The sequence below is a fragment of the Nocardia sp. NPDC050712 genome (assembly GCF_040654295.1).
GTDB lineage: Bacteria > Actinomycetota > Actinomycetes > Mycobacteriales > Mycobacteriaceae > Nocardia.
Window position 1 is genome coordinate 601,726 of sequence record NZ_JBFAHT010000002.1, and the last position, 24,469, is coordinate 626,194.

General features: G+C 69.0%; 25 protein-coding genes. 9 read left to right on the forward strand and 16 right to left on the reverse strand.

Annotation, left to right across the window (positions count from 1 at the left end; all coding sequences use genetic code 11):
* The first annotated feature begins 3 nt into the window (after nt 1-3).
* The 9 genes from AB0H76_RS13205 (at nt 4) to AB0H76_RS13245 (ending at nt 8,251) form a co-directional block, all read left to right on the forward strand.
* On the forward strand, nt 4-795 hold the full coding sequence (locus tag AB0H76_RS13205; protein WP_357322029.1) for a class I SAM-dependent methyltransferase: 792 nt from the start codon (nt 4-6) through the stop codon (nt 793-795).
* A 128-nt stretch (nt 796-923) separates the two neighbouring features.
* Nucleotides 924-1,961 (forward strand): methyltransferase, encoded by a 1,038-nt coding sequence (locus tag AB0H76_RS13210; protein ID WP_357322032.1) that lies wholly within the window; start codon nt 924-926, stop codon nt 1,959-1,961.
* Nucleotide 1,962: 1 nt separating this feature from the next.
* Nucleotides 1,963-2,721 carry a glucose 1-dehydrogenase gene (locus tag AB0H76_RS13215; RefSeq protein WP_357322035.1) on the forward strand — a complete coding sequence of 253 codons (759 nt, stop codon included), beginning with the start codon at nt 1,963-1,965 and terminating at the stop codon, nt 2,719-2,721.
* A gap of 10 nt (nt 2,722-2,731) precedes the next feature.
* Nucleotides 2,732-3,985 carry a beta-ketoacyl-[acyl-carrier-protein] synthase family protein gene (locus AB0H76_RS13220; RefSeq protein ID WP_357322038.1) on the forward strand — a complete coding sequence of 418 codons (1,254 nt, stop codon included), beginning with the start codon at nt 2,732-2,734 and terminating at the stop codon, nt 3,983-3,985.
* The gene (locus tag AB0H76_RS13225; RefSeq protein WP_357322041.1) at nt 3,982-5,190 is read left to right on the forward strand and encodes a ketosynthase chain-length factor; all 1,209 of its coding nucleotides are present in this window, start codon (nt 3,982-3,984) and stop codon (nt 5,188-5,190) included. Before AB0H76_RS13220 ends, AB0H76_RS13225 begins: the two co-directional genes overlap by 4 nt.
* A gap of 15 nt (nt 5,191-5,205) precedes the next feature.
* Nucleotides 5,206-5,451, forward strand: coding sequence for an acyl carrier protein (locus AB0H76_RS13230; protein WP_357322044.1), 246 nt, complete (start codon nt 5,206-5,208; stop codon nt 5,449-5,451).
* Nucleotides 5,448-6,206 carry a cyclase family protein gene (locus AB0H76_RS13235; RefSeq protein WP_357322046.1) on the forward strand — a complete coding sequence of 253 codons (759 nt, stop codon included), beginning with the start codon at nt 5,448-5,450 and terminating at the stop codon, nt 6,204-6,206. The genes AB0H76_RS13230 and AB0H76_RS13235 overlap by 4 nt, the downstream gene beginning before the upstream one ends.
* A 21-nt stretch (nt 6,207-6,227) precedes the next feature.
* Nucleotides 6,228-6,686: an SRPBCC family protein gene (locus tag AB0H76_RS13240; protein WP_357322048.1), complete on the forward strand. Its 459-nt coding sequence runs from the start codon at nt 6,228-6,230 to the stop codon at nt 6,684-6,686.
* On the forward strand, nt 6,683-8,251 hold the full coding sequence (locus AB0H76_RS13245) for an FAD-dependent monooxygenase (protein ID WP_357322051.1): 1,569 nt from the start codon (nt 6,683-6,685) through the stop codon (nt 8,249-8,251). The genes AB0H76_RS13240 and AB0H76_RS13245 overlap by 4 nt, the downstream gene beginning before the upstream one ends.
* Here AB0H76_RS13245 and AB0H76_RS13250 read toward each other — a convergent pair.
* From AB0H76_RS13250 to AB0H76_RS13325, 16 genes are all read right to left on the reverse strand, one after another.
* On the reverse strand, nt 8,224-10,005 hold the full coding sequence (locus AB0H76_RS13250; RefSeq protein WP_357322054.1) for a BTAD domain-containing putative transcriptional regulator: 1,782 nt from the start codon (nt 10,003-10,005) through the stop codon (nt 8,224-8,226). The genes AB0H76_RS13245 and AB0H76_RS13250 overlap by 28 nt on opposite strands.
* Before the next feature lie 74 nt (nt 10,006-10,079).
* Nucleotides 10,080-10,730, reverse strand: a complete 651-nt coding sequence (locus AB0H76_RS13255) for a class I SAM-dependent methyltransferase (protein WP_357322057.1) — start codon at nt 10,728-10,730, stop codon at nt 10,080-10,082.
* Between the two features lie 357 nt (nt 10,731-11,087).
* Nucleotides 11,088-11,567 carry a hypothetical protein gene (locus AB0H76_RS13260; RefSeq protein WP_357322060.1) on the reverse strand — a complete coding sequence of 160 codons (480 nt, stop codon included), beginning with the start codon at nt 11,565-11,567 and terminating at the stop codon, nt 11,088-11,090.
* A gap of 116 nt (nt 11,568-11,683) precedes the next feature.
* Nucleotides 11,684-13,306, reverse strand: coding sequence for an alkaline phosphatase D family protein (locus AB0H76_RS13265; RefSeq protein WP_357322062.1), 1,623 nt, complete (start codon nt 13,304-13,306; stop codon nt 11,684-11,686).
* A 27-nt stretch (nt 13,307-13,333) separates the two neighbouring features.
* Entirely contained in the window at nt 13,334-13,876 is a 543-nt protein-coding gene (locus AB0H76_RS13270; protein ID WP_357322065.1) for a hypothetical protein, read from the reverse strand.
* Between the two features lie 9 nt (nt 13,877-13,885).
* Nucleotides 13,886-14,830 carry an MlaD family protein gene (locus tag AB0H76_RS13275; protein WP_357322068.1) on the reverse strand — a complete coding sequence of 315 codons (945 nt, stop codon included), beginning with the start codon at nt 14,828-14,830 and terminating at the stop codon, nt 13,886-13,888.
* Nucleotides 14,827-15,819: an MlaD family protein gene (locus AB0H76_RS13280; RefSeq protein ID WP_357322071.1), complete on the reverse strand. Its 993-nt coding sequence runs from the start codon at nt 15,817-15,819 to the stop codon at nt 14,827-14,829. Before AB0H76_RS13280 ends, AB0H76_RS13275 begins: the two co-directional genes overlap by 4 nt.
* 5 nt (nt 15,820-15,824) lie before the next feature.
* Nucleotides 15,825-16,868 (reverse strand): MCE family protein, encoded by a 1,044-nt coding sequence (locus AB0H76_RS13285; RefSeq protein WP_357322074.1) that lies wholly within the window; start codon nt 16,866-16,868, stop codon nt 15,825-15,827.
* Between the two features lies 1 nt (nt 16,869).
* Nucleotides 16,870-17,862, reverse strand: a complete 993-nt coding sequence (locus tag AB0H76_RS13290) for an MCE family protein (protein ID WP_357322076.1) — start codon at nt 17,860-17,862, stop codon at nt 16,870-16,872.
* A complete protein-coding gene (locus tag AB0H76_RS13295; RefSeq protein WP_357322079.1) occupies nt 17,859-18,860 on the reverse strand; it encodes an MCE family protein in 1,002 nt (333 codons plus the stop codon). The genes AB0H76_RS13290 and AB0H76_RS13295 overlap by 4 nt, the downstream gene beginning before the upstream one ends.
* Nucleotides 18,857-19,897: an MlaD family protein gene (locus AB0H76_RS13300; RefSeq protein WP_357322081.1), complete on the reverse strand. Its 1,041-nt coding sequence runs from the start codon at nt 19,895-19,897 to the stop codon at nt 18,857-18,859. The genes AB0H76_RS13295 and AB0H76_RS13300 overlap by 4 nt, the downstream gene beginning before the upstream one ends.
* 10 nt (nt 19,898-19,907) lie before the next feature.
* Nucleotides 19,908-20,738, reverse strand: a complete 831-nt coding sequence (locus AB0H76_RS13305) for an ABC transporter permease (protein ID WP_357326147.1) — start codon at nt 20,736-20,738, stop codon at nt 19,908-19,910.
* An 11-nt stretch (nt 20,739-20,749) separates the two neighbouring features.
* A complete protein-coding gene (locus AB0H76_RS13310) occupies nt 20,750-21,544 on the reverse strand; it encodes an ABC transporter permease (RefSeq protein WP_357326150.1) in 795 nt (264 codons plus the stop codon).
* A 59-nt stretch (nt 21,545-21,603) separates the two neighbouring features.
* Nucleotides 21,604-23,118, reverse strand: a complete 1,515-nt coding sequence (locus AB0H76_RS13315) for an NAD(P)/FAD-dependent oxidoreductase (protein WP_357322084.1) — start codon at nt 23,116-23,118, stop codon at nt 21,604-21,606.
* Between the two features lie 91 nt (nt 23,119-23,209).
* Entirely contained in the window at nt 23,210-23,839 is a 630-nt protein-coding gene (locus AB0H76_RS13320) for a TetR/AcrR family transcriptional regulator (RefSeq protein ID WP_357322087.1), read from the reverse strand.
* Between the two features lie 16 nt (nt 23,840-23,855).
* Nucleotides 23,856-24,461, reverse strand: coding sequence for a TetR family transcriptional regulator (locus AB0H76_RS13325; protein ID WP_357322089.1), 606 nt, complete (start codon nt 24,459-24,461; stop codon nt 23,856-23,858).
* Between the last annotated feature and the right edge of the window lie 8 nt (nt 24,462-24,469).

Genomic DNA, 24,469 nt, shown 5'->3' on the forward strand with positions numbered 1-24,469 from the left:
CGCATGGTGTTCGACGGGATCGGTGCGATGCCGCGCGGCGGCCCGGCGGCCTCGCGGTTGAATCGGCTGTTCGCCACCGACCGGCTCGAGTACACCGATCGCCGTGACGTGCCCGACGACCTGCGTCAGCAGGTGATCGCGGCCCTGGACCGCGGCGGCGCGCGGCTCGGAATCCATTCCAGAAGTGCGGGATTGGCGCTGAGCCTGGTCGCGGGGCTCGAGCGCCCGCGAATCATGGAGATCGGAGCCGGCCACGGCCGGGTGTCCGAGCAGATCCTGCGAAGCCATCCGGGCGCACTGCTCACCGTGACCGACCTCGACCCCGTCTCGGTGGACCGGATCGCGGCGGGTGCGCTCGGCGGCGATCCGCGCGTCCGCACCGATGTCGTCGACGCGACGGCGATCGACGCCCCGGACCAGAGCTATGACCTGGTCGTCTTCGTCGACGGCTTCCATCATCTGCCCCCGCAGGCGGCCTGCCGGGCCATCGCGGAGGCCACCCGCGTCGGCCGCAGGTTCCTCGTCGTCGACGCGCAACGGCCGCCGACCGCCGTGCTGCTGCTGTGTTTTCCGCTGATCGTGCTGATGATGACCACGCTGGCCCTGTGTTTCGCACCCCGGTCGGCCGTGCCCGCGATCGTGCACGACGCCGTCATCAGCCTGCTGCGTTCCTACAGCCGATCGGCCTTCCGCGCCCTCGGCCGCGCCGCTCACCCAGGCTTGAGCGTCGAATTCCCGCGTAGTGCAGCGCTGTTCGGATTCCTGCTGACCGTGGTCTACACACGCACCTCCTAAACCACTGACACCGCTCATCTTTCGCTCGAGTGCGCCTGCGCCCGGCTGAGTTCCACTCGAGCAGAGGTTGATTCCGGCTGGAGCCGCCGTCGTCAGGATTGGCTGATCGACCGTGAGGAAGGCCAAGCATGACGCGCAGATCCGCAGTGCAATCCGATATTTCTCGTCTCAAAGAGGTGGCCTGGGGCCTGGTTTCGACGGCGGCGCTGGTCGCGGCCGTCGACCTGGGCATCGCCGGCGCACTGGAATCGGGACCCCGTTCGGCGGCGGTTCTGGCCAAGGAGCTCGACGCCGATCCCGTCGCGCTGGCGCAGCTGCTGAACGCGCTGGCCACCCACGGGGTCTTCGAGCAGGACCCGGATGGCGCCTATCGCAACAACTCCCTGTCGAGACTGCTGCGCGAGGACGATCCCAACAGTCTCACCTACCTGGTGCGCTGGATCGGGCATCCGATCTTCTGGCGGCTCTGGCCGCACCTGCTCGGGGCCGTGCGGGAGGGCAAAGCCCAGTCCGCCGCGGTGCTCGGCGGCGAATTCTTCGACTACATCCACACCCGGGAACCCGAGGCGGTGTCGGTGTTCACCGCGGCGATGACCCAGGCGAGCGCGCACACCGCGAGTGCGGTCGTGGAGGCGCTGGGGTTGACCGGAACGGAGACGGTGGCCGACATCGGCGGCGGCCAGGGGCGGCTGCTCCGCACCGTCCTGGAAACCCACCCGAGGGTGCGCGGTTACCTGCTGGACCTGGAAGGGGTTGTGTCTCAGGCGCTTCCCGAGCTTCGGGCAGGGGGTGCGCTGGCGGAACGGGCCACGGTCCTTGCCGGGGACTGCCGCGAGGACATTCCCATCCGCGCGGATGTCTACGTGCTGAAGAACATCCTCGAATGGGACGACGCGAGCACCCTGCGCACGCTCGAGAACGTGCGGCGCAACGCCGGGCCCGGGGCGCGCGTGCTGGTCGTGGAGACACTCACCGACCACACCCCCGAACCGGCCGTGACCTCCGCGCTCGATCTCCTGCTGCTGCTCAATGTCGGTGGCCGTAAACATGATTCGCGCCATGTGGCCGACCTGTTCGAGCGCGCGGGCATCACCTTCGACGGCGTCCGCCAGACCGGGACATTCCTCGCCTTGGCCGCGGGCACCGTCTCGGAAACGGAGCGGTGACATGGGAATTCGACTCGATGATCGGGTGGCGCTGGTCACCGGCGCGGCCTCCGGGATCGGCGCGGCCGCGGCCGTCGCGCTCGCCACGGCGGGCGCGCGGGTGGTCCTCGCCGACGTGGCGGACTGCGCCGAGGTCGAACGGGCGGTGAAAGACGCTGGCGGCGAAGCGATCACGGTGCACGCCGACGTGTCGCGCACCGCCGACGCACAGGCCATGGTGGATCGCGCGGTGACCCACTTCGGGCGCCTCGACTGCGCGTTCAACAACGCGGGCATCGAGGGCATGGCCGAACGCGAGATCCACCAGGCCGACGAGCAGGCCTGGGACGATGCGCTCGCGGTCAACCTCAAGGGCGTCTGGCTCAGCATGAAATACGAGATTCCGGCCATGCTGGCGGCGGGCGGCGGGACGATCGTGAACGGCGCCTCGGTCGCCGCACTGGTCGCCTTCGACAAGAACGGCTCCTATGTGGCGAGCAAACACGCGGTTCTGGGGCTGACGAAGACCGCGGCCCTGGAGTACGCCGAACACGGGATCCGGGTCAACGCCGTCTGCCCCGGCGTCGTACGGACCCCCTTCCTCGAGCGCTTCACCGGCGGCGTCCCCGAGGTGGAGGCCCGCTACACCGCGATCGTGCCGATGGCCCGGATGGCCGCGCCGGAGGAGGTCGCGCAGGCGGTGCTGTGGCTGCTCGCGCCGGAGTCCTCCTATGTGACCGGTCATCCGTTGGTGGTCGACGGCGGCCTGGTGGCTCGGTAAGGCGGCCGGCATGCGACGGCGTGTGGTGATCACCGGTATGGGAGTAATGGCGCCCGGCGGCGTCGGGGTCGGGGAGTTCTGGAAGCTGCTCGGCGACGGGCGCACCGCGACCCGGCGGATCTCGCTGTTCGACCCGGCCCCCTTCCGCTCCCAGGTCGCCGCCGAAATCGACTTCAGCCCAGCCGAACACGGTATCGGCCCGGAGGAGGCGAACCGGCTCGATCGGGCGACCCAGTTGGCGCTGGCCGCGGTCGGTGAAGCGCTGGGGCCGGGCTTCCCGTTCGATCCGCACCGCACCGGCGTGACGATCGGCACGGCGGTGGGCGCGACGATGGGCCTGGAACGGGAATACCGGATCGTCAGCACGCAGGGCCGGGACTGGCTGGTCGATCACCGGCTGGCGGCCGAGCACCTCTACGACTACTTCGTGCCCAGCTCGATCGCGGCGGAGGTGGCCCGCCGGGTGGGCGCGCAGGGGCCGGTCGCGGTGGTGTCGACCGGCTGCACCTCCGGTATCGACGCGGTCGCGCACGCGGCCGAACTGATCCGGGAGGGCACCGCCGAGGTGATGATCGCCGGCGCGACCGACGCGCCGATCTCCCCGATCACCTCGGCCTGCTTCGACGCGATCAAGGCCACCACCCGGCGCAACGACGATCCCGAGCACGCCTCGCGGCCGTTCGACCGGACCCGTGACGGATTCGTGCTCGGTGAAGGGGCCGCCGTCTTCGTTCTCGAGGAGTACACCGCCGCCGCGGCGCGCGGCGCCGAGATCCTCGCCGAGATCGCCGGGCACGGGACGCGCTGCAATGCCTTCCATATGACCGGTCTGCGCCCGGATGGGCGGGAAATGGCGGCGGCGATCCGGGCCGCGCTCGACCAGGCGCGGGTCGCCACGCAGGACATCGACTACATCAGCGCGCACGGTTCCGGCACGAAGCAGAACGACCTGCACGAAACCAACGCGGTGAAGCGGGTTTTCGGCGTCCGCGCGCCGGCGGTGCCGATGAGCTCGATCAAGTCGATGATCGGTCACTCCCTCGGCGCGATCGGCTCGCTGGAGATCGCGGCGTGCGTGCTGGCGATCGGCGACAACGTGATCCCGCCGACGGCGAATCTGCACGAGCTCGACCCGGCCTGCGATCTGGACTACGTGCCGCACACCGCGCGTGAGTGGCGGACCGATCGCGTGCTGACCGTCGGCAGCGGCTTCGGCGGGTTCCAATCGGCGATGGTGCTGTGCGCGCCGGGTGTAGCGCCGTGAGCGTGGTCGTGACGGGACTCGGTGTGGTGGCGCCCAACGGCCTCGGCGTCGAACGGTACTGGTCGGCGATCTTGTCCGGAGCCAGCGGAATTCGGCCGGTGCGCCGGTTCGACCCGGCCCGATATCCGGCGCGGCTGGCCGGTGAGGTCCTCGATTACGTTGCCGAGGAGCAGCTTTCGGGCCGCCTGCTGCCGCAGACCGACCATATGACGCGGCTCGCCCTGAGCGCGGCCGACTGGGCGTTCGCCGATGCCGGGATCGAGATCACCGGTGACGGGTTCGACGTCGGTGTGGTCACCGCGAGTTCGGCGGGCGGCTTCGAGTTCGGGCAGCGCGAATTGCAGAACCTCTGGAGCAAGGGCAGCTCGTATGTCAGTGCCTACCAGTCATTTGCGTGGTTCTACGCCGTCAACACCGGGCAGATCTCGATCCGGCGCGGCCTGCGCGGACCCGGCGGCGTGCTGGTCGCCGAGGACGCGGGCGGACTGGAGGCGGTCGCCCAGGGCCGCCGCCTGGTCGGCCGGGGCACACCGGTGGTCGTGTGCGGCGGCGTGGACGGCATCGTCTGCCCGTGGGGCTGGGCCGGTCACCTCGCGCGCGGTCAGCTCAGCGATGCCGTCGATCCCGGTGCCGCCTATCTGCCCTTCGACGCCCGAGCCGGCGGCTACGTGCCGGGGGAGGGCGGCGCACTGCTGATCCTCGAGGACGCCGACCATGCGGCCCGGCGCGGTGCGGCGCGCTGCTACGGCGAGATCGCCGGGTACGGCGCGACATTCGACCCGGAGGCGGCGGACGCCGGCGGCCTGCGCCGTGCGATCGAAACCGCGATCGCGACCGCCGATGCGGACCCGGGGGAGATCGACGTGGTCTTCGCCGACGCCGCGGCGTCGACGCCGCTGGACGCCGCGGAAGCGCGGGCGATCGGCGAAATCTTCGGCCCCCGTGGGGTTCCGGTGACCGCACCCAAGACCCTGACCGGCCGGCTCGGGGCGGGCGGGGCGGCGCTCGACCTGGCCACCGCGCTGTTGTCGTTGCGGGACAACGTCGTTCCGCCCACCCCGCACGTCACGCCCGCGCCGGAACACGGCATCGACCTGGTCGTCGGCGCGGCCCGGCCCTCGGCGCTGCGCGCGGCGCTGATTCTGGCGCGCGGCCACGGCGGATTCAACTCCGCGATGGTCGTGCGCCGCCCGACCCACCGTTAGAAACAGGAGAAACCCATGGGACTCAACGAACTCATCGCGGTTCTGCGCCGCTGCGCCGGCGTCGACGACGAGGTGGTGCTCGACGACACCATCATCGACACCGAATTCGACGCCCTCGGCTACGACTCGGTCGCACTGCTCGAAGTGACCTCGGATCTCGAGCGCACCTACGGCATCAAGCTCGGTGACGACGCCATCGACGCCACCAGCACCCCGCGCGAGGTGCTGAGCCTGGTAGCCGACCGCGGCGGCGCGAAGTGAAGCCCGGCGACTGGGCCCGGCTGCTCGGGGACGCGGAATTGGTCGACATCTCCAGCGATATCGGCAACCACGCCGAGGGCCCCTTCACCACCCGCATCGATGCCCTCGAGCCCGAGCCCGGCGCCGCGTTCTTCTGCGAGAACGTGCTGCCCAAGATCGCCGCGCACGCGGTGGGCCGGATGCGGGCGGCGGACTTTCCGGACGGGGCGTTCCTCCGGCACGAGATGGTGCACGCTTCGGTGCACGCCGGCTCGCACATCGACGCGCCGGGACACTACGGCCCCGCCGCCGACGGCGTGCAGCGCGAAATCAACAGCGCGCCACTGCGTTCCTTCCTCGGACCCGGGCTGTTCTTCGACGTCGCGGCGCTGGACGGCGGGGTGGTCACGCGGGCCGACATCGTCCTGCCCGAGGGGACCGAGCCAGGCACCATCGTCCTGATCCGCACCGGCGGTGACAAGGCGATCGCGGCGGAGGTCATCGAATACCTGCTGGACGCGGGCATCGACGTGATCGGCACCGACGGAGCCAGTTTCGACGGCCCCTTCGAGCCGATGATCGAACGCTTCCTGGCAGCGGGCGACCGGGACGCGCTGTGGCCGGCGCACGTCCTCGGGCGCCGACGGCCGTACTACCAAATCGAGCGCCTGGCGAATCTGGACCGGCTCCCGGCCACCGGGTTCTTCGTCATCGCGCTCCCCGTCCTGATCGCGGGCGCCACGGCAGCGTGGACCCGCGCGATCGCCCTCGTCTAGTCCCTGATCTGAGGTATCACCATGCAAGTCATCACGCGCTCGGTCATCATCGACGCTCCGGTCGACCTGGTCTACGAGATCTCCAACCGCATCGATCAGTGGCCCGAGATGATCCCCGAATATCTGAAGGCGGAGATCCTGCGCCGCGAAGGCCGCAAGATCTGGTTCCGATTGACCAACGCGGACAACGCCTCCTGGGTGTCGTGGCGGATGCTGTACCCGCCGCTGATCTCCTACGCGGAGCGCTTCGACCCGCTGGCGCCGTTCACGTTCAATCACCTCACCTGGGTGTATCAGCCGCTGCCCGGATATCGCAGCCAGATGACCTGGGACATGTGTTTCGAGCTGGCCGAGGACAAGCGCGACGAGGAGCCGCAGTGGCGTGAGCGCATGGCCGAGCACACCGCCGCCAACCAGGAAGCGATGCGCGAATACATCGAATCCCTTGTCGCGCAGCCGTATGCGCCGGGTGTGCGGTGAACGCCGTGGAGCGGGTGCCGGTGCTGATCGTCGGCGGCGCGGTGAGCGGATTGACCATGGCCGCCTTCCTGGCCCAGCACGGCATCGAGTGCCGCCTCGTCGAGCGGCGCGCGCACCACTCGGCGCATCCGCGGATGAACGATATCGGGCCGCGCGCGATGGAACTGCTGCGCGGCTTGGGAATTCAGGACCGGGTGCGACGGTGTGACGAAGACCGCGACAGCATGATCCTGCGCGTCGACAGCCTCGCCGGGCGGGAACACGACCGGCTCCCGATGGGCGGTCCGGAGGAATTCGGCGGCATCACGCCGGAGCGGCAGGTGTGGTGCGATCAGGATCAGCTCGAACCGATCCTGCGGGATCGCGCCGCCGAGTTGGGCGCGGACCTGCGATTCGGGGTGGAGCTGACGGGGTTCGAGCAGTCGGACCGGCTGGTGCGGGCCGACTTACGCGACACGGCGACCGGGCAGCCCGGCACCGTACTCGCGGATTACCTGATCGCCTGCGACGGGTCGGGTAGCCCCGTGCGCGAGCGGCTCGGAATCGGCTTTGCCGGACCGGGATTGCTGGCCTTGCAGGCCGGCATCCTGTTCCGCGCCGACCTGACCGCGGCGTTGCGCGGCCGCAGTTTCGTGCTGTGCATGGTCGACGAACTTCAGGACGCCGCCCCGGGCATGCGCCTGAATGTGCTGCTGCGCCGCAATCTGGGCCGCTGGACGCTCAGCATCCCGCACGATCCCGAACTCGACGTGGAACTTTCGGTGACCCGCTGCACCGAGCTGATCCGCCGCGCGGTGGGTGTGCCCGACCTCGACGTCGAAATGCTCGGCGTGGACATCTGGCAGATGCGGGCGCTGCTGGCCGACTCGTTCCGGCGCGGTCCGGTGTTCCTGGTCGGCGACGCGGCCAAAACCCTGCCGCCCACCGGCGGTTACGGCGGCAACTCCGGCATCGAGGACGCCCACAATCTGGCGTGGAAGATCGCGGCCGTGCTGGGAGGCACCGCCGGGCCGGGCCTGCTCGACAGCTATGAGCAGGAACGAAAACCGGTCGCGCAGTTGCTCATCGAAGACTCGGTGGTGCGCGCGGGTCTGCTGCTGGCCGGCGCCGCGGAGGGCGGCTCCCACCAGCCCGCCGACCGGCCGAGCAAGGCCGCCATCTGCCTGGGCTACCGATATCGCGCGGGTGCGCTGATCGCCGAGGAGCCCGAGACCGGCGGGCCTACCGAGGATCCACGGACTCCGACCGGCCGTCCGGGGACGCGGGCGGCGCACGTCCTCGTCGACGGCGGCTCCACCATCGACCTCTTCGGCAAGGGCTTCGTGCTGCTCACGGGCGAGGACGGCTGGGAGCGGGCGGGCGCGGACGCGGGCGTGGTGGTGCACCGGATCGGCGCGAGCGCCGCGGCGCGCTGGGCCGCGGCGTACGGGGTCACCGAGGCGGGGGCGGTACTGGTCCGCCCCGACGGCTTCATCGCCTGGCGCAGCCGTTCGGCGGACAACCAGGACACCCTGACCGCCGTGCTGCGAGCACTCCTTCAACCGGTCTCCAGCTCGGTCAGATAGCGCGAGACCATGGGGTGCACCACGATTGGATTGGACAGCACGGTGCACGGGCCGAGCACGGTCAGCATGCCCGTATCGATCAGGCTCAACAGCGCGACCTCGGTTTGCGCGGGCGTGGTCGGCGCGAGCGCGACCACGTCGCCGACGCCGAAGGGGCGATCGCGGAGCGCGGCCATGCTCCGGAAGACGATGCGCTCGACGGTATCCAGATCCCGATAGACCGCGTCGATGCGATAGAACAGGTCGAATCCCAGATTCGCGAGGTCGGAAAGGGCAACGGCGTCAACGGGATTGGCTATCCGGCGGGAGAGCAGGTCGAGCGGGTACCAGGGTGAGCAGGTGAGGCGATCGCCGATGAAGCGGATGGCCAGGGGCAGCGCGCCGACGGTTTCGACGAGCTGCTCGGCCGCGCGCTCCTCCCGCTCGATGCGGGTGCTGCCCACGATGGCGGCGAGCAGCCGCAGGGCTTCGGGAGTGCTCAGCGGGTCCAGCAGATACTTCTCGACACCGAACAGGCCGGTCGGCGGGCGGCGGGCGGTGATGATCGTCGCCGAGCCCAGCGGCAGGTGGCCCACGATGTCGGCGGTGCGGGGCATGTTGTCCAGGACGACGAGGATGCGGCGGCCCCGGGTGATCGAGCGGAACAGCGCCACCGCGCCCGCCAGGGTGGTCGGCAGTTCGCGCGCGCCGATGCCCAGGGCGCGCAGCAGGTCGGTGAACGCGGCGAGGCCGGAGCGGTCCGCGCCGTCGAGGTCGATATGCAGCTGGCCGTCGGGAAACGACTCGGCCACCGCGTGCGCGATGGTCAGCGCCGCCGCGCTCTTGCCCACCCCGGGCATGCCGTGCACGCAGATCGTCGCGGGCTTGGCCTTCCTGGTCAGGAAGTCGACCGCCGTGTCGATGGTCTGCCCGCGCCCGACGAAATCCGGTACCAGCGGCGGCAATTGAGCCAGCTTGACCGACTCGCCGGCGCCGGCGGGCGCGGTGCGGGTCGAGCCCATGCCGTGCAGAATGTCGAGATGGAGTCGCTGTACCGACTTGCCCGGCTCGATCCCCATCTCGTCGGCGAGCCGGGCGCGTAAGTCCCGGTAGACATTCAGCGCGTCCGCGCGCCGGCCCGACTGCGCCAGCGCGGCCATGAGCGTCTCGTGGAAACCCTCGTGGAACGGATTCTGTTCGATGTGCGAGGTCAGTTCGCCGATCACCTGATCGAAGCGGCCGAGCCGCATCTCGGCGCGCAGCCGCATGTCGACCACCTGCCGGTGGCGTTCCTCCAGCCACGCCACCCGGGTGTGTAGCCGCTTGCCCAGAATCACGTTGCGCAGCGGCTCGCCCCGCCAGCACGACATGGCCCGGCCGAGATTGTCACTGGCCTCGGACAGTTTCTCCGGGCAGTCCTCGCTGATACCCACGCGCAACAGGTTTGCGCCGCTGTCGGCGAGCGTCTCGAACTCGTCGGAGTCCACATAGGCGTCGGTCAGGACCAGCGAATAGCCGCCGTGCTGGGTCACGATCGGGTTCGCGCCGTAGCGTTCCAGGGCCTTTCGCAGCGCGTAGATGTAGGTGTGCACCGTCTTGATCGGCTTGGCCGAGGTAGGACGATGCCAGAGCTCGTCGACGATCCACTCCATCGGCACCGTGCGTCCGTGCTCGATGGTCAGCAGCGCCAGCATGCTCCGGATTTTCGACTGCCGTGGCGTGAGGTCGATATCGTCGAGCGCTATCGAGAACTCACCGAGAACCGTGACTTGCATGTGGTGCCTCTGTTCACAGGGAATCCGCCCACTCAGCTCGTTGTCATCAGCGTCGATAGCGCCGGGTGGTTCGACTATCGGAGGGTGCCGGGGCCTCCCTGCGCGGGAGCCGCCGGGCGCGGATGTCGCGCCGAGAACAGGCAGATGACCCCCGCGCGCGCGATCCGGACCTCCGTGAAACGGGCCTCCAGTTCACGGGCGAGGTCTTCGACACGGTCCGCGGCGTTGTCGAAGGAATCGCTGCCGTTGAGCCGGCGCACCAGCGCGCTGGATATCACGGTGTGCCGCTTGTCGATACCGAGAATTGTACTGCCGAAGACCCGGCCGTTCGCACCGAGATACGGTGTCACATGGTCGAATACGACGGCCTTCTGCTGGAACGAACCGGGCAGGCAGTGCAGCAGCAGATTCAGCCCCACCGAGTCGAACTGCGTCGCACCGAGATTCAGCGGCTTGAAGACATCAGCGCCGCGAGTGGCCGGTCGATAGCGTGCGATGCGCTTCGCCGCGGTCGCCAGGGCGACATCGCTGAGGTCGACGAGCGTGATCGACGGGGCCGGGGTGGGGAAGCGGCAGTTGTCCAGAAACCAGCCGGTACCGGGGCCGAGGTCGAGGTGATGCGCCCCCACCTGGGCGTTGTAGTGCGCCAGCATCGTCGACCGCGGGCACCGCCAGATCCACCGGCACACCAGCCCCAGCACCAGCCAGTCGTAGACCGCCAGCATGCGGCGATGATAAGGCTCGATACCGGCGTGTATCCGAGCCTCCGCCGGGTCGCGGCCGTCACGCTCCACTGTGGCCCCCGCTTCCCGAAAACGCAGACCGCCCCAGGCGATTCGGCTGACAGGCGATGGTGCGCAGATCCCCGGGGTTCATACCGGAGATATCGCGAGCACCGAATCCATCGTAAACGAGGTATTCGAATTCCTGTCCCGGACAACAGTTTCAACAGGATCTTGGCCGCGTTCGTCAATGGACGACACGTCATCGGCGCGGCGGCGAGAAAAGTTGCCCGCCCCGTGTGCTGGGGCGGGCAACATCATCAGTATTCGGTTCTTACATCACACGCGACCGCCGGGCGCTCAGCCCAGCGTGAACGTCGTGCGACCCGCGATGTGCTCCAGATCCACATTCTGCGGGTACACCTCGGAGTACGTGTCGATCCACGCCTCCACCTTCCCGACCCCGGGCCCCATGCCCATGCCGACGATCACGGTGTCGGTGGCGCCTTCGACGCGCTGTGACTGTCCGCTGGTCAGGCCGGTGTCGAGGTTGCGCCAATGCACGGTGAGGTAGTAGGCCCCGCAGAACTCCCCGGTCTGCGTGGTCTTCACCCGGACACCGAACACACCGGCCTGCGGCTGCGCCACGGTCTCGGCATTGATGATCGCGGCACAGTTGGGGCCGGGAACCTTGGTGAGGGTGGGGCTGAACTGGGCAACCGGATCGGCAGGACTGGCGGCGGCAGGCCCGGCGAACCCGCCGCACACGGCCACCGTCGCCGCCACGACCACACCGGTTCGGAACGTGAACTGTTGTAGCGAAACGTTTTTCAGACTCATGCCCCTCTGTCGTCCTACGTATGGACGCCGTTATCGCATCCCGAGCCCTCACTTTCATGGGCTGGCCAACCCCGCCTCGAAGTGCAGCCCTGGCGGCGGCGCGACCCGCGAGCGGCTCATTCTGTTGTGTGCGGGACCTGGGCCAGGGCACCTGTGCTGTCGACGGCGAACGATGCGGCTCGGCGGACGCCGGTGCCGGGGTCGGCCACGTCGGCGACGTAGAACCAGTCCATCTGGGCGCGATCGGGGTCGAGGTGCAGCACGCCGTAGCCGTGGGAATCCAATTCGACGTAGCGCAGGTGGGGGTTGGCCGATCTGATCGCGTCCTCCAGCGGCACCGACGCTGTGCGGGGTGCGCTCGGGAGCGCTTCGCCGAAACCCTTGGCGGTTATCGAAGGGACGACGAATTCGACGCCGGCCCGCGGGCCCTCGGGGTAGCGGGTGAGGTCCAGTGGCAGGTCCGCGGCCCAGGAGCTGTGGATGTCGCCGGTGAGGAAGACGACGTCGCTCGGATGGTTGTCGATCGCCTCGAACAGGCGGCGGCGGTCGGCGGCATAGCCGTCCCACTGATCGACCAGTGCGGGGATACCGGCCGTCGGCAGGCCGATGACGCTGTGCAGCGCGGCGGCGATGTCGGGGTTCATCGGTGGCAGCACGATCGGCGCGATCATGACCGGATTGCCGACGAGCTGCCACCGGGCCGGGCTGGACACTACGCCCGCGATCAGCCATTCCATCTGGGCCTTGCCGGTGATCGACCGGGTGGGATCCTCGACCGTGCGCCATCCGACCGCCGGGATAGCCTGCCGGCTGCGATAGCTGCGCAGGTCGAGCATCGACAGTTCGGCGAGGTCGCCGAAGCGCAGTCGCCGATAGAGCCGAGGATCGGCGCTGGTTCCGTTGGCGCGCACCGGCATCCACTCGAGGTAGGCGCGCAGCGCCGCGGTGCGGCGCTGCTGCCAGTCGGGCGTGAGGTAGGGGATCTGGACGCCCGCCCCGCCGGACCAGGCGTTGTCGGCGATCTCGTGGTCGTCCCAGGTGCAGATGAACGGAACACGCGCGTGCAGAGCCGCGAGATCGGGATCGGTCTTGTATTGGCCGTGCCGGATCCGATAGTCGGCCAGGGTGACCGTCTCGTGGGCCGGTTCGTGGTAGCGCACGGATCCGCTACGGCCGCCGTACAGTCCGCGCGGGTATTCGTAGAGGTAGTCACCGAGGTGCACGACCGCGTCGAGGTCGTCGCGCGCGGCGAGGTGCCGGTAGGCGCTGAAGAAACCGGCCTCCCAGTTCGCGCACGAGACGACACCCAGGCGCAGCCGGTCGAGGTGCTGTTCGGTCGCGGCGGCGGTACGGGTTCGCCCGATCGCCGAGGTGTGCCCGTCGGCGGTGAAGCGATAGAAGTAGTCCTGATACGGTTCCAGTCCATCGACGTCGACCTTCACGGTGTGATCGGTAGCGCTGGTCGCGAGTTCGGTTCCGGCGGCACGGATCTCGACGAAGTCCTCGTCGAGGCTGATTTCCCAGCCGACCGCGAGGGGATCACCGACGCCGGAGCCGGGTAGTGCTGCGGCGGTGGGGGATACGCGGGTCCAGAGGATCACTCCCGTGGGTAGGGGGTCACCGGAGGCCACGCCGTGGCGGAATGGTCCTCGGTCCGCTCGCGCCGGGGCGGCCGCGAGCACGGAGGCACCCGCTGCGGCGAGCCCGCCCCGGAGCACGGCTCGGCGTGAATATGTCATTTCTTCCTTCCTGAGATTCCTGAACAGCTATCCGGCCTCGGCTCCGTAATCGCTTACCTGCCAGCGGTTCTCGTGCTTGGACACGGTGACGGTCAGCAGGTTGGGCACGGTCCCCGGTTCCGGGGATTGCGCGTTGCGGGTTTGCTGGGTGGCGAAGACGGTGACCTTGTAGCGGAGCGGGCCGTCGGGCGTGGCGGTGGACGCGACGACGGTGCCGGTGGCGACCACCTGGGCCTGGGTCATGATCTGGGAGAGCGTGTCACGCACCTGGGCGTAGCGGTTCCGCAGCGCGGGATCGACACCGTCGGTGACGCCGTGGAAGAAGGCTTCGAGGTCGCGGTAGTCGTAGCTGAGGGAGCGGGTGGCGTAGTCCCGGGCGATCCCCACCGCGGCGTCCCGGTCGGCGTCAAGGGTCTCGCGGGCGGTCAATTCGGCTGCGGCGCTGTGCCATTGCCATCCGCCGAAGGCCGCGATCGCGAATAGAACGACGACGCCCGCTGCTCGGGCTCGGTGCAGTCGCCCGTGCGGCAGACCGGTTACGACCGGGTCGGGATTTTCGGTAGAAAGCATGCTGTGACCTCACTTGGGGGGCAGTTCGAGGGTGACGCGGGCGGCGCCACCGGGAAAAACGGTTTCGAGCAGCTCCATCAGCGAGCCGGCGTCGACGCGGAGCGACCGCAATGGTGCGGTGGTCGGTGCGAGCGCCGTCGCGAGCCGAGCCAGGTCGGGGGCGAGCGCCTTCAGGTAGTGGTCGATCTTCTCGTTCATGACGCCGTAGGGGTCTGCCCAACTGCCGTCGCCGAGGTAGGAATATTCCTCGAATCCGGTGTTGACCAGCACCAGGTCGGAGATCGCCGCCTGGATATCCGGTGCGATGTCGCCGAGCGTGCCGCCGTAGCCTTCGAAGTTCGCGGTCAGCGTTTGGGCGTTGACGTAGAGCAGCCGGATCGCGTCCTTTTTGTCGGCGAGGGTATGGCCGAGGAGCTCCAGGGCGCGGCTGATGGTGGCGACATCGGCGGCACTGCCGTGATAGCCGACGGCGAACGTGTCCAGCAGACGGGCAAGGGAATCCGGGTCCAGTTGGCCGAGCAAGGCGTCGACGCGGGTGAGGGCCTGCCCCACGGTCGCCGGGACATGGACCTGAGCAACCGGAATGACCGCGCCGTCGCGCAGATACGGTCCGGCGGTGCTTACGGGACGGAAGTCGAGGTATTGCTCGCCGACCGCGGACAGGTTGGCGATTTCGACGGCGCTGTCGACGGGGACCGGGTAGCCGGTGTCGAGCCGCAGTGTGGCGATCAGCCCATCGGGTGTGGCCGCGATGTCGGTCACCTCGCCGATCTCGACGCCCCGCAGTGTCACCGGGGAGGTGTTCATCAAACCGCCGGAGGATGCCAAAACCACGGTGACGGTGGCGTATTCGGTGCGCGGGTCGATGTCCAGCACCGTGACCGTGAGATACCCGGCGCCGGCCAGCGTCATTGTTGTCAGCATGGACAGGGAGGCCCAGGCGGGGATTCTCATGGAAGCATTCCGATCGATCGGAGAGTGCGGATCAGTTGATCGGGCCCGTCCGGAGTTGTGACGCGCACGTTGGGGGTGGTGGCGAAGAAGGGGATCAGCCGATCGCGCAACAGGGTGTTCAGGCGATCGACGGTGTACGGGAGCGTGCTGTCGGAGGCGGCGATGGTCAGCACCGCCGGGGTGAAAGTGGCGACGATCTGGCGGAGTTCGGGGGCGACCGGCAGGAGCAGGCCACCGATCGGGACCGTCAGGTTGCGCACCGCGATCAGCAGGTTCACGACGCCGAACAGCACCTCGCTCTGCCCGACGGCCCGCTGCGGCCCGTACTGCAGGGTTTCGTCGACCAGGCCGCGATGGGCGTTGAGCGTGCTGGTTATCGCCGCCGCGGCGTCGAGGATGCGGTCGATGTCGTCGGTGTGTGCCGCCAGATCGGTGGCGGTGGCCCGTCCGGCGGCGGCGATCCGCGCGAAATCCGCGGTGCTGCCGGGGAATGCGGCGTTGACGCTGCGTACGAATTCGGCCAGGCGCCCGACGCGGCCGCTGCTGACCACCTCGGCCATGCCGCGCAGCATGTCCTCGATGTTGGTGGCGGCGGCGGTCTGCGCCAGGGGGATCGTGTCGCCGTCGCGCAAGTATTCTCGCGTGGCCGCGGTGGGCGGCAGCAGCGCGATGTAGGTCTCGCCCAGCAACGACGCCTGGCGGATTTCGGCACGCGTCCCGGTGGACAGCTGGACGCCGGCCCGGATGTCGACCGTGGCCAGGGCGCCACGGTCGCTCAGGTCGACGCGTTGCAGGCGGCCGACGTCCACCCCGTGCGCGAAGACTTTCGCCTTGCCGGGCAGGTTCAGCACGCTCGACAGCTCGATCCCGACGCTGTACTTCGCCCCCGAGATGGTGGTTCCGGGCAGGGGGAAGTCCGCGGCATCGAAGCTGCACCCGGTCGCCGTGCCGAGCGCTGTCACCAGCAGTGCCAACAGGATTCGCCGCATCGCGCTCACCGCTCCGGGAGGCCGAGCAGCCACGCCAGCAGGTCGACGCGCTGTGGTGTGCCGTCGACGGTGACTTCGAACTGTGGCGGCCGGTATCGGACGTGCAGGCCCTCGCCGGTCAGGGGGAGCAGGGTGCGCATCGCCTGCGCGGTCTGCGGAAGCAGGGCCAGGACCTCGCGGATGTCACCGGTGCGCGCGAGCAGGTGTTGAGTCAGGGGCACGGCTTGGTCCAGCAGGGCATAGGCTCGGTCGTCGAATCGGCTGACGGTACGGGTCAGCACCGGCAACAGATCGTTGGCTTGATCCAGGGCGTGACCGAGGCCCTGGGATACGCCGGCGATCATCTCGATGGTGTCGCGCAGGTGGTCGAGGACGGCCTGCAGATCGGGCCAGTTGGTGACGAAGGATCCGGTGAGGCGGTTCAGATTGTCGACCAGGCGGCGCGTTCGGCCATCGATGGCGGCCGGATCGGCCATGAGCAGAGCGGTCCGGTGCAACAGCTGGTTGTACTCCGCACCGGTGCCCGCGGTGACCGCGTCGGCGGCGCGCAGCGTGTCACCGAGCAGCTGCGCTCCGGGGATGGTGCCGTCCGGCTCGGTGGGACCGACCAGTGCGGTGCTGAGCCGGTCGACGGACTCCAGCGCCCGGCTCACTCCGAGCGGAGTCTTGGTGCGCGCGAGCGGAATGCAGTCCTCGCCCAGGTGCGGCCCGCCGGTGTACGGCGTGGTGAGTTCGACGCGACGGTCGGTGACGATGGAGGTCGAGAGAGTGACCGCGCCGGTGTCGGCGGGCAGCGTGCTGCCGCGGTCGAGGGTCATGCGTACCAGCACGCGATCGCCGCGGGGCTCGATGGCGGTGACCCGGCCGATCCGAACGCCCAGCAGGCTGACGTCGTTGCCCGGATACAGGCCGACCGCGTCGGTGAATTCCGCGCAGGCCGCGCGACCGGACGCGGGCAGTATCGCGGCGGCCGCGGTGGTGACGCCACCGAGTACGACCACGGCGGCGGTGGCCGCGATCCGGTAGCCGGCTCTTCGTCCGAGGGGCATCTCAGCAGGTCCTTCCAGGGGCGGGAACGCAGATCGCGGTGCCGGTGACGACGCTGCGGGACTGGTCGAGAACGAGGCCGTCGGCGCCGAGCAGGGTCGCGAGTTCGCCGAGGAAGTCCTTGATGGTGACGATGACCTCGTCGATGTGGTTCTGACTGGCCAGCACCTTGGTGATGATGTCGTCGAGGTCGGTGATCGCCGGTTCCAGCGCCTGCTCGAAACCGGTGATCGGGCGGTGCACGACGGCCGCGAGTCGTCGCAGCAGCTGAAAGGTGGCGGACACGCTGTGCTTCTGCGTGCCGAGTTGCACGGCGATCACGCCCAGTTTGCGGACGAAGTTCAGCAGCACGGCTTCATCGGCGGCGATGGCGCCGACGTATTCGTCGGTGACGTCGAGTGCGCGGTCGAGCTGGTCGGTGCGGTCGGCCAGCAGACCGGTCAGGTCGTTGACACTGCCGAGCAGATTGCGAACGGCGTCGGGTTGTCCGAGCAGGGCGCGGTTGATCTCGGTGATGGTCGCGCGCAGCGCAGTCCCGTCGATACCCTCGAGGGCGGGCACGGATTGCTCCAGCACGTCGGTCAGTTCGAACGGCGTCATGGTCCGCTCCCTGGGAATGTGTTCGCGGCCCAGGGGTTTCGCGCCCGCGGGGCGCAGGGCGAGATAGTGGCCGCCGATCGGGGTGAGGAGTTTGACCTCCACCTCGGAGGTGTCGCCCACCGGGATGTCGTCGGCTACCCGGAAGTGGAGTTCGACATGGTCACCGGAAAGCCGGACCGCGGTGACCGTGCCGACCTTGATTCCGGCGATCCGTACCTCGTCTCCGCTGCGGACGCCCCCGGAGTTGCGCAGGTCCGCGACGTAGACGGTGCTGCCGAACGGTGCGGCGTACAGCACCGCGGACACGAGCAGCCCGAGGACCGCGGCCAGAATTCCCAGTGCGCCCCACCGTAATTGGCCGGCCTCCTCGGTGTGCTGGGTGCGTGGCCGGATCATTTGCACACCACCAGTCGCTGGTTGCCGAGCACGATCTGCCCGATACCGGGAATGTCCTGGCTTCCGGCCGAGCAGGCGTAGGTCTGCTCGCCGGCCGGAATGCGCTGGTCGAGATTGTGCAGCAGCGCCGGAACCAGGCCGAGCAACTCGACCAGCTGCCCGGTCTGCGGAACGAGCCGCCGCAGCAGCGCGTCCATGGGCAGATAGCCGGTGTCGTAGGTCGATCGGAGGCTCTCGAGCAAGTCGACGGCGGGACCGAGGACTGTGTTGGCGGTGGCGGTGGCCTCGGCGATGTCGCCGGACCGGGACGCGAACCGATCCAGCACCCCGCCGAGCTGCGCTATCAGATCGCCGACCTGTGCCGACTTGCCGCCGATCTGCGCCGAGAGCTCGCCGAGATTGCGGATCAGCAGGATGACGACCGCCTCGCGGCTGCGCGCGAACCTGGTCAAGACGTCGAGATCGGCCATGACCGCGCCCATCCCGGCGCCATCGCCCTGGAGCACCTGGACGACGTGCTCGGCGAAGCGATCGAGTTGCTCGGGTTCCAGCGAGTCGAACAGTGGCTTGAAACCGTTGAACAGTTTCGACACATCGAAACTCGGGATGGTCCGCTCGAGCGGGATCGTCGCGCCGGCGGGCAGTGCCCGCCCGGGCCGGTCGGGCCGGATCAGCTCGACATAGCGCTGGCCGATCAGCGTCTGGTACCGCACTGCGGCCCCGGTGTTGTCGAACAGGTCGTGGCCGCGCCGGACGGTCAGCCGAACCCGGGCGCGGGTGCCGTCCAGCGCCACCGATTCGACGATGCCGACCAGCACCCCGGCCATGCGGACGTCGTCACCGGCGAACAGCCCGGAGACATCGGCGAAGATCGCGTCGTAGCTGTCCTGCCGGCCGGTTACCGGTGGGCGCAGCGCGGTGACCACCACGGCGGTGCACAGCGCCACGATCACGGCGAAGAGCGCCAAGCGCAGCGCGGCGGCACGGGGCCCGATCATCGCGAACCTCCTTGCGATAGAGCGGAATCGAGTAGGTAGGGAAAGCGGTCGGCGACCAGCTGGAGCTGTAGTTGCAGTTGGACCCGGTCACCCACGATCGGGAAAGCCTGCTCGATGTGGTCGAACAGGCGCGGCAGCCGCTGATAGGCCGGGGCGATACTGCCGAGGGAGATCACGATCGGCACGGCGAGGTCCATGGTGGTGGCGATCACGGTGGCCAGCTGCCCGTTGTGCTCGGTGAGGATCCCGGCGAGCGGCGCGAGCATGTCCTCGACCAGTCCGTTGGTGGCTCGGTTGGTGCGCTCGCGATTGCCCGGTTCGCCGAAATAGGCACTGCTGTCCAGCATCTGGCCGATGAGATCGATGACCGGCGGCGTCAGCGCGGCGGCGCCCTCGCCGAGTTCGGCCGTGGTGCCCAGGTAGTGGCCGAGGGATCCGCGCTGGTCCTCGGTGAGGATGGCCGCGATGTCGAAGACCGACCGCAATGTGCCGCCCACGGCGCCGCCGAAGCTGGTCAGCAGGTCGAACAGGGCCCGGCTGGACTCGGTGTCGAGCACCGTGGTGAGGTGCCCGGCGCGGCGCAGGATCGCCGAGACCGTGGCGCTGGGACTGTCGGCGGCGATGGGCAGGATCATGTTGTCGCGCAGGGGCTTTCCGCCTCCGAGGTGAACCAGCTCGATGGCGGTCGAGCCGAACAGGTTCGAGGAGCTGTAGCGGGCGGTGATTCGATCGGTCAGCTGGTCGGCCGCCCGGCGCTCGAGTTCCAGCCGCAACAGCTGATGGTTCGTCCCGAGTGTGTCGACGCGCCGCACCGCGCCGACGGTGTACCCGTGCAGCTTGACTTCGGCTCCGGGCGCCAGCCCCTCACCGACCGCGGCGGTGTCGACGCGCAGGGTGAAGGTGTCGGAGAAGCGGCCCTGGCCGTACCCGGTGAGGACGACCGCTGTCGCCGCCACCGCGACCGTGACCAGCACGCCGAGTAAGCGCAGGGCCGGGGGTCCGGCGCTGCGGCCGGAGTGATCGATGAAGACTGGCATCGCGTGCTTCCTATCCCGAGATCCGGACGCCGACATCGAGACCCCAGAAGAGCAGGGTCAGCACCATGTCCGCGACGACGACACCGATGAGGCTGGCCCGGATCGCGCGCCCCGACGCCCGGCCCACTCCCTCCGGGCCGCCGGTGGCGTAGAAGCCCTGGTAGCCGTGCACGACGATGACGAGCACCACGAACACCACGGCTTTGATCAGCGAGCACAGCACATCCGAGACCTGGACGAAGCTGTCGAAGTAGTGGTCGTAGGTGCCCGCCGACTGACCGTGCGCGAGGTCGAGCACGATCGTGCACGACAGATAGCTCAGGATCAGGGTGAGCAGATACAGCGGGACGATGGTGGCCACGCCGGCCAGCACGCGCGTGGTCACCACGAACGGAATCGGCCGCACCGCGGCGGCTTCCAGGGCGTCGATCTCCTCGGAGATGCGCATGGCGCCGATCTCGGCGGTCATCCGGCACCCGGCCTGGGCGGCGAAACCGATCGCCGCGACCATCGGCGCCATCTCCCGGGTGTTGGCGTAGGCGGAGATGAACCCGGTCAGGGGCGCCATACCAACCATGTTCAGCGCGGTGTACCCCTCCACGCCGATGGAAGCCCCGACCGCGATGCCCAGAAAGGCCAGCACCGCCACCGTGCCGCCGCCCACGATGAGTGAACCACTGCCCCAGGTGATGTCGGTGAGCACCAGCATCGTCTGGCGCCGATAGTGCCGCAGCGTGTGCGGTACCGCGAGCAGCACCTGCCAGCAGAAGGCCAGCTGGTGCCCGAGGGCTTCCACTGTCGACAGCGGCGTTCGCACGGTCGCGGCGGCCGTGCGCCGCATCACGCCGGACATCAGCCGATCCTCGTCGGCAGGAACACCGAAATCAGTTCGGTCAGCACGAGATTGACCCCGAACACCGCCATCACGCCCAGGACGACCGCGGCGTTGACGGCGTTGGCGACCCCGCGGGGTCCGTGCGCGGCTTCGAGTCCGCGCTGGCAGGCCACGATCACCACGATCACGCCGAACACCACGGCCTTGGCCACGGCGATGCCCAGATCGGTCAGCGACGCGAAGGCCGCGAAAGAGCTCAGGTAGCTACCGGGCGTGCCGCCCTGGAACTCGACATTGATCACGAATCCGGTGGCCAGGCCCATGAAGACGACCAGCGCGCACAGCAGGGGCGCGACGGCCACCATGGCCGCCAGCCGCGGCGCCACCAGACGGCGCACCGGGTCGATACCCATGGCCCGCAGCGCGTCGATCTCGTCGCGAATGGTGCGGGCGCCGAGGTCGGCGGCGATGGCCGAGCCCGCGGCACCGCCCAGCAGCAGGGCCGACACCATCGGCGCGCCCTGCCGGATCACGCCCATGCCGCCGGCCGCGCCCGCCATCGACGTGGCCCCGATCTGCTGGGTCAGGCTGCCGACCTGTACCGTCACGATCACCCCGAACGGCACCGACACCAAGACCGCGGGAATCGCGGTCACGCTCACGATGAACCAGGCCTGGGTGAGGGTTTCGCGCATCGGATGCCGTAGGCCGAGGAGGTCGGCGGCGAGGTAGCGCAGGGCGCCGAGACCGATCTGCAGGGCCCGGCCCAGGGTGCGAATCGCGTCGAAAGTGCGTGTGCGGAGGGCGGTCAGCGGGTCGGGCGACCAGTCCGGGTCCGGCCCGGCGAACGACGGCGGCGCGCCGGCCCCGCTCACGAGGTGATCCGCTCATCGGTGCGGTACCGATAGTGATCGAGATCGAAATGCCTTGCTCGCCACCAGGCTTCGAGCATGGTCGACGGGCGGAGCAGCGGGGCGTCGCCGTGCCGATCGAAGTAGTAGCTGTGCGAGCCCGCGCAGTCGTTGGCGAAGAACACCGTGTTGCGCATCCGGCGCAGCGTGCGCCGGAAGTACTCGTCGTGGTGCTCCTGCCGGATCTCGGCGCTGACCGCACCGCGCTGCCGGGTCTCAGTGATCACCCGGATCGCATGGGTGACTTGATATTCGATCATGAACAGCCACGACGTGCCGATCACCGAGTACGGGGCGAAGGTCTGGAAGAGGTTGGGAAATCCCGGCACCGTATTGCCCTCGTAGGCCTGCAACCGCTGCTCTTCCCAGAATTTACCGAGGTCCTGCCCGCCGCGGCCGATGGTCGGCACCTTGGGCATGTTCTCCGCCTCGGTCACCAGGAAACCGGTCGCGCAGACGATCGCGTCGACCTCCCGGTGCACCCCGTCGGCCGTGCGAATGCCGGTGGCCGTCACGCCCTCGATCGGCGCGGTGACCAGCTCGGCGCCACCGCGACCGAAAGCCCGGAAGTAGTTGTTGGACATCGTCGGTCGCTTGCAACCGAAGCCGTAGTGCGGGGTGAGCCGCGCCCGCAGCCGTGGATCGGGCACCTGCGTCCGAAGGTAGAGCCGGCCCAGCGCCTGGACCGCGTTGGTCAGCGGTTTCAACTGCCGGTTGTACACCGCGCCCAACGTCATCAGCGCCTCCGTAGCCGCCGACATGAGCAGGTACAAGCCGGTATGCAGGCCGGGAACCCGGTCGAGAGCGGTGCGCGCGAGTCGCGGGATCGGCAGGTCCGCCTTCGGCATGACCCAGATGGGTGTCCGCTGGTAGACGTAGGTGGCCGCGGCATGCTCGGCCAGCCACGGCACGATCTGCACGGCGCTGGCGCCGGTACCGATCACCGCGATGCGCCGACCGGGAACTTCCAGATCCGCCGGCCAGCGCGCGGAATGCACCACCGGACCCTGGAAGGAGTCGAGACCGGGGATGTCGGGCAGTTTCGGCTCGGTGAGCCCGCCCAGCGCCGAGATCACGTATCGCGCGGTGATGACACCGCCCGAGGTTCGCACCCGCCACCACCGGTTGTCCTCGTCGTATTCGATGCGCTCGACCGTCGTGTCGAACCGGCAGCGTTCCCGCAGTGCGTACTTGTCGGCGAAATACTCTATGTACCTGCGGATTTCCTCGCCGGGGGCGTAGACGCGCGTCCACTGCGAATACTTGTCGAAGGAGAACTGGTAGGCGAGGGACGGCACGTCGACCGCGACCTGGGGATAGACATTGTCGCGCCAGGTGCCGCCCAGGGCGCCGGTGCCTTCGACGATCAGGAAGTCGTCGATTCCCGCTCGGGTGAGCATCGCGCCGGCACCGAGCCCGCCGAGTCCTGCGCCGAGAACGGCGACTTCGTACTCGGGTGCAGCTGTTGGGATCATGAACGCTCCTACTTACGGCGGTGTCATATTGGACAGTAAAGGCCGCCGTCGAGGAGGTCAACAGGTGAATGTGGTTGGGAGTGCCGCGCTCTCAGCGCGGCCACGCCCGGGCGACGTGCCCGGCGAGCGCCGAGATCACCGCGGCGACCCGCTCGGGCGGGAAGCGCTCGGGGTCCTCGAGCACCAGCCGGGCCGCGGACTCGGCGCCGGCGATGATCGACAGCGCCGCCATCTCGGCGTCGAGGTCGGCTCCGCCGTAGGGTTCGGGCAGCGATCGCACCGCGAAGCGCACCTGCTCGAGGACCAGGCGGCGCAACGCGTCGATATCGTCGCGGACCTGCAGCGGCGCACCCAGTGGCGAGGTCAGCATGAACTGCCAGGTGCGTGGCGCCCCGGCCACACTGTCGAGATATTCGCGCAGGAACGCCACGAACAAACCCTCGGGATCGTCGTGGTCCGCCGCGGCGGCGGTGGTGCAGCGCATGACCAGCTCGACCGTCTTCTGGTGCTCGCGGGCGACCAGGTCGGCGAGGAGTTGCTCGTGATCGCGGTAGTACTCGTACAGGGCGGGGCGCGTGACGCCGAGACTACGCGCGATGGACTGCATCGTGCAGCCTGGAAATCCCTGTGCCACAACGAGATCGAGCGCGGCATCGAGAATCTGCTCGCGTCGCTGGCGCGCCGTGTAACGGGGGCGCTCGGTCCGGCCCGCGGGTGGCATCGCTGATTCGCCCCTTTCAGTCCGGATCGGCGGCGAGCAACTTCCCCGCCGCGGTGATGGTCGTCGAGTAGAAGTCCACGACCCGCTCCGGGGGATAGCGGTCGGGGTCTTCGAGTACCAGCCGGCTCGCCATCTCCGCGAAGCCGATCACCAGGTGGGAGGCGACCTCGACATCGAGGTCGGCGGGCACCCGGCCGGTGGCGGCGAGTTCGGTCTGTACCGCCGCGAGCCGGGTGCGCAGGCGCTCGCGGTGCGCGGAGATCCACTGCCGCACGGTGTCCGGCAGGCCGGCCGCTCCGGAGAACACCAGGCGCCAGGTATCGGGGTGGCGCACGACCAGTGCCAGGAAGTTGCCGATGATGCTGTCGAGATCGAAATCGGCTACCCGGGTGGCGATTTCGACGGGGAAGACCGAGTCGATCTGTGCGGTGACGCGCAGCCCCTCGCGTTCCAGCAAAGCTCGCAGCAAGTCGTCGGTGCCCTGGAAGGCGTCGTAGAAAACCGGGCGGGTTACTTCGGCGCGGCGAGTTACGGCCATGACGTTCACCGATTGGAAGCCGGACTCGGCGATCTGGCGCATGGTGGCGTCCATCAGTTGCTCGCGGCGCTCGGGGAGGGTCAACCGCGGTG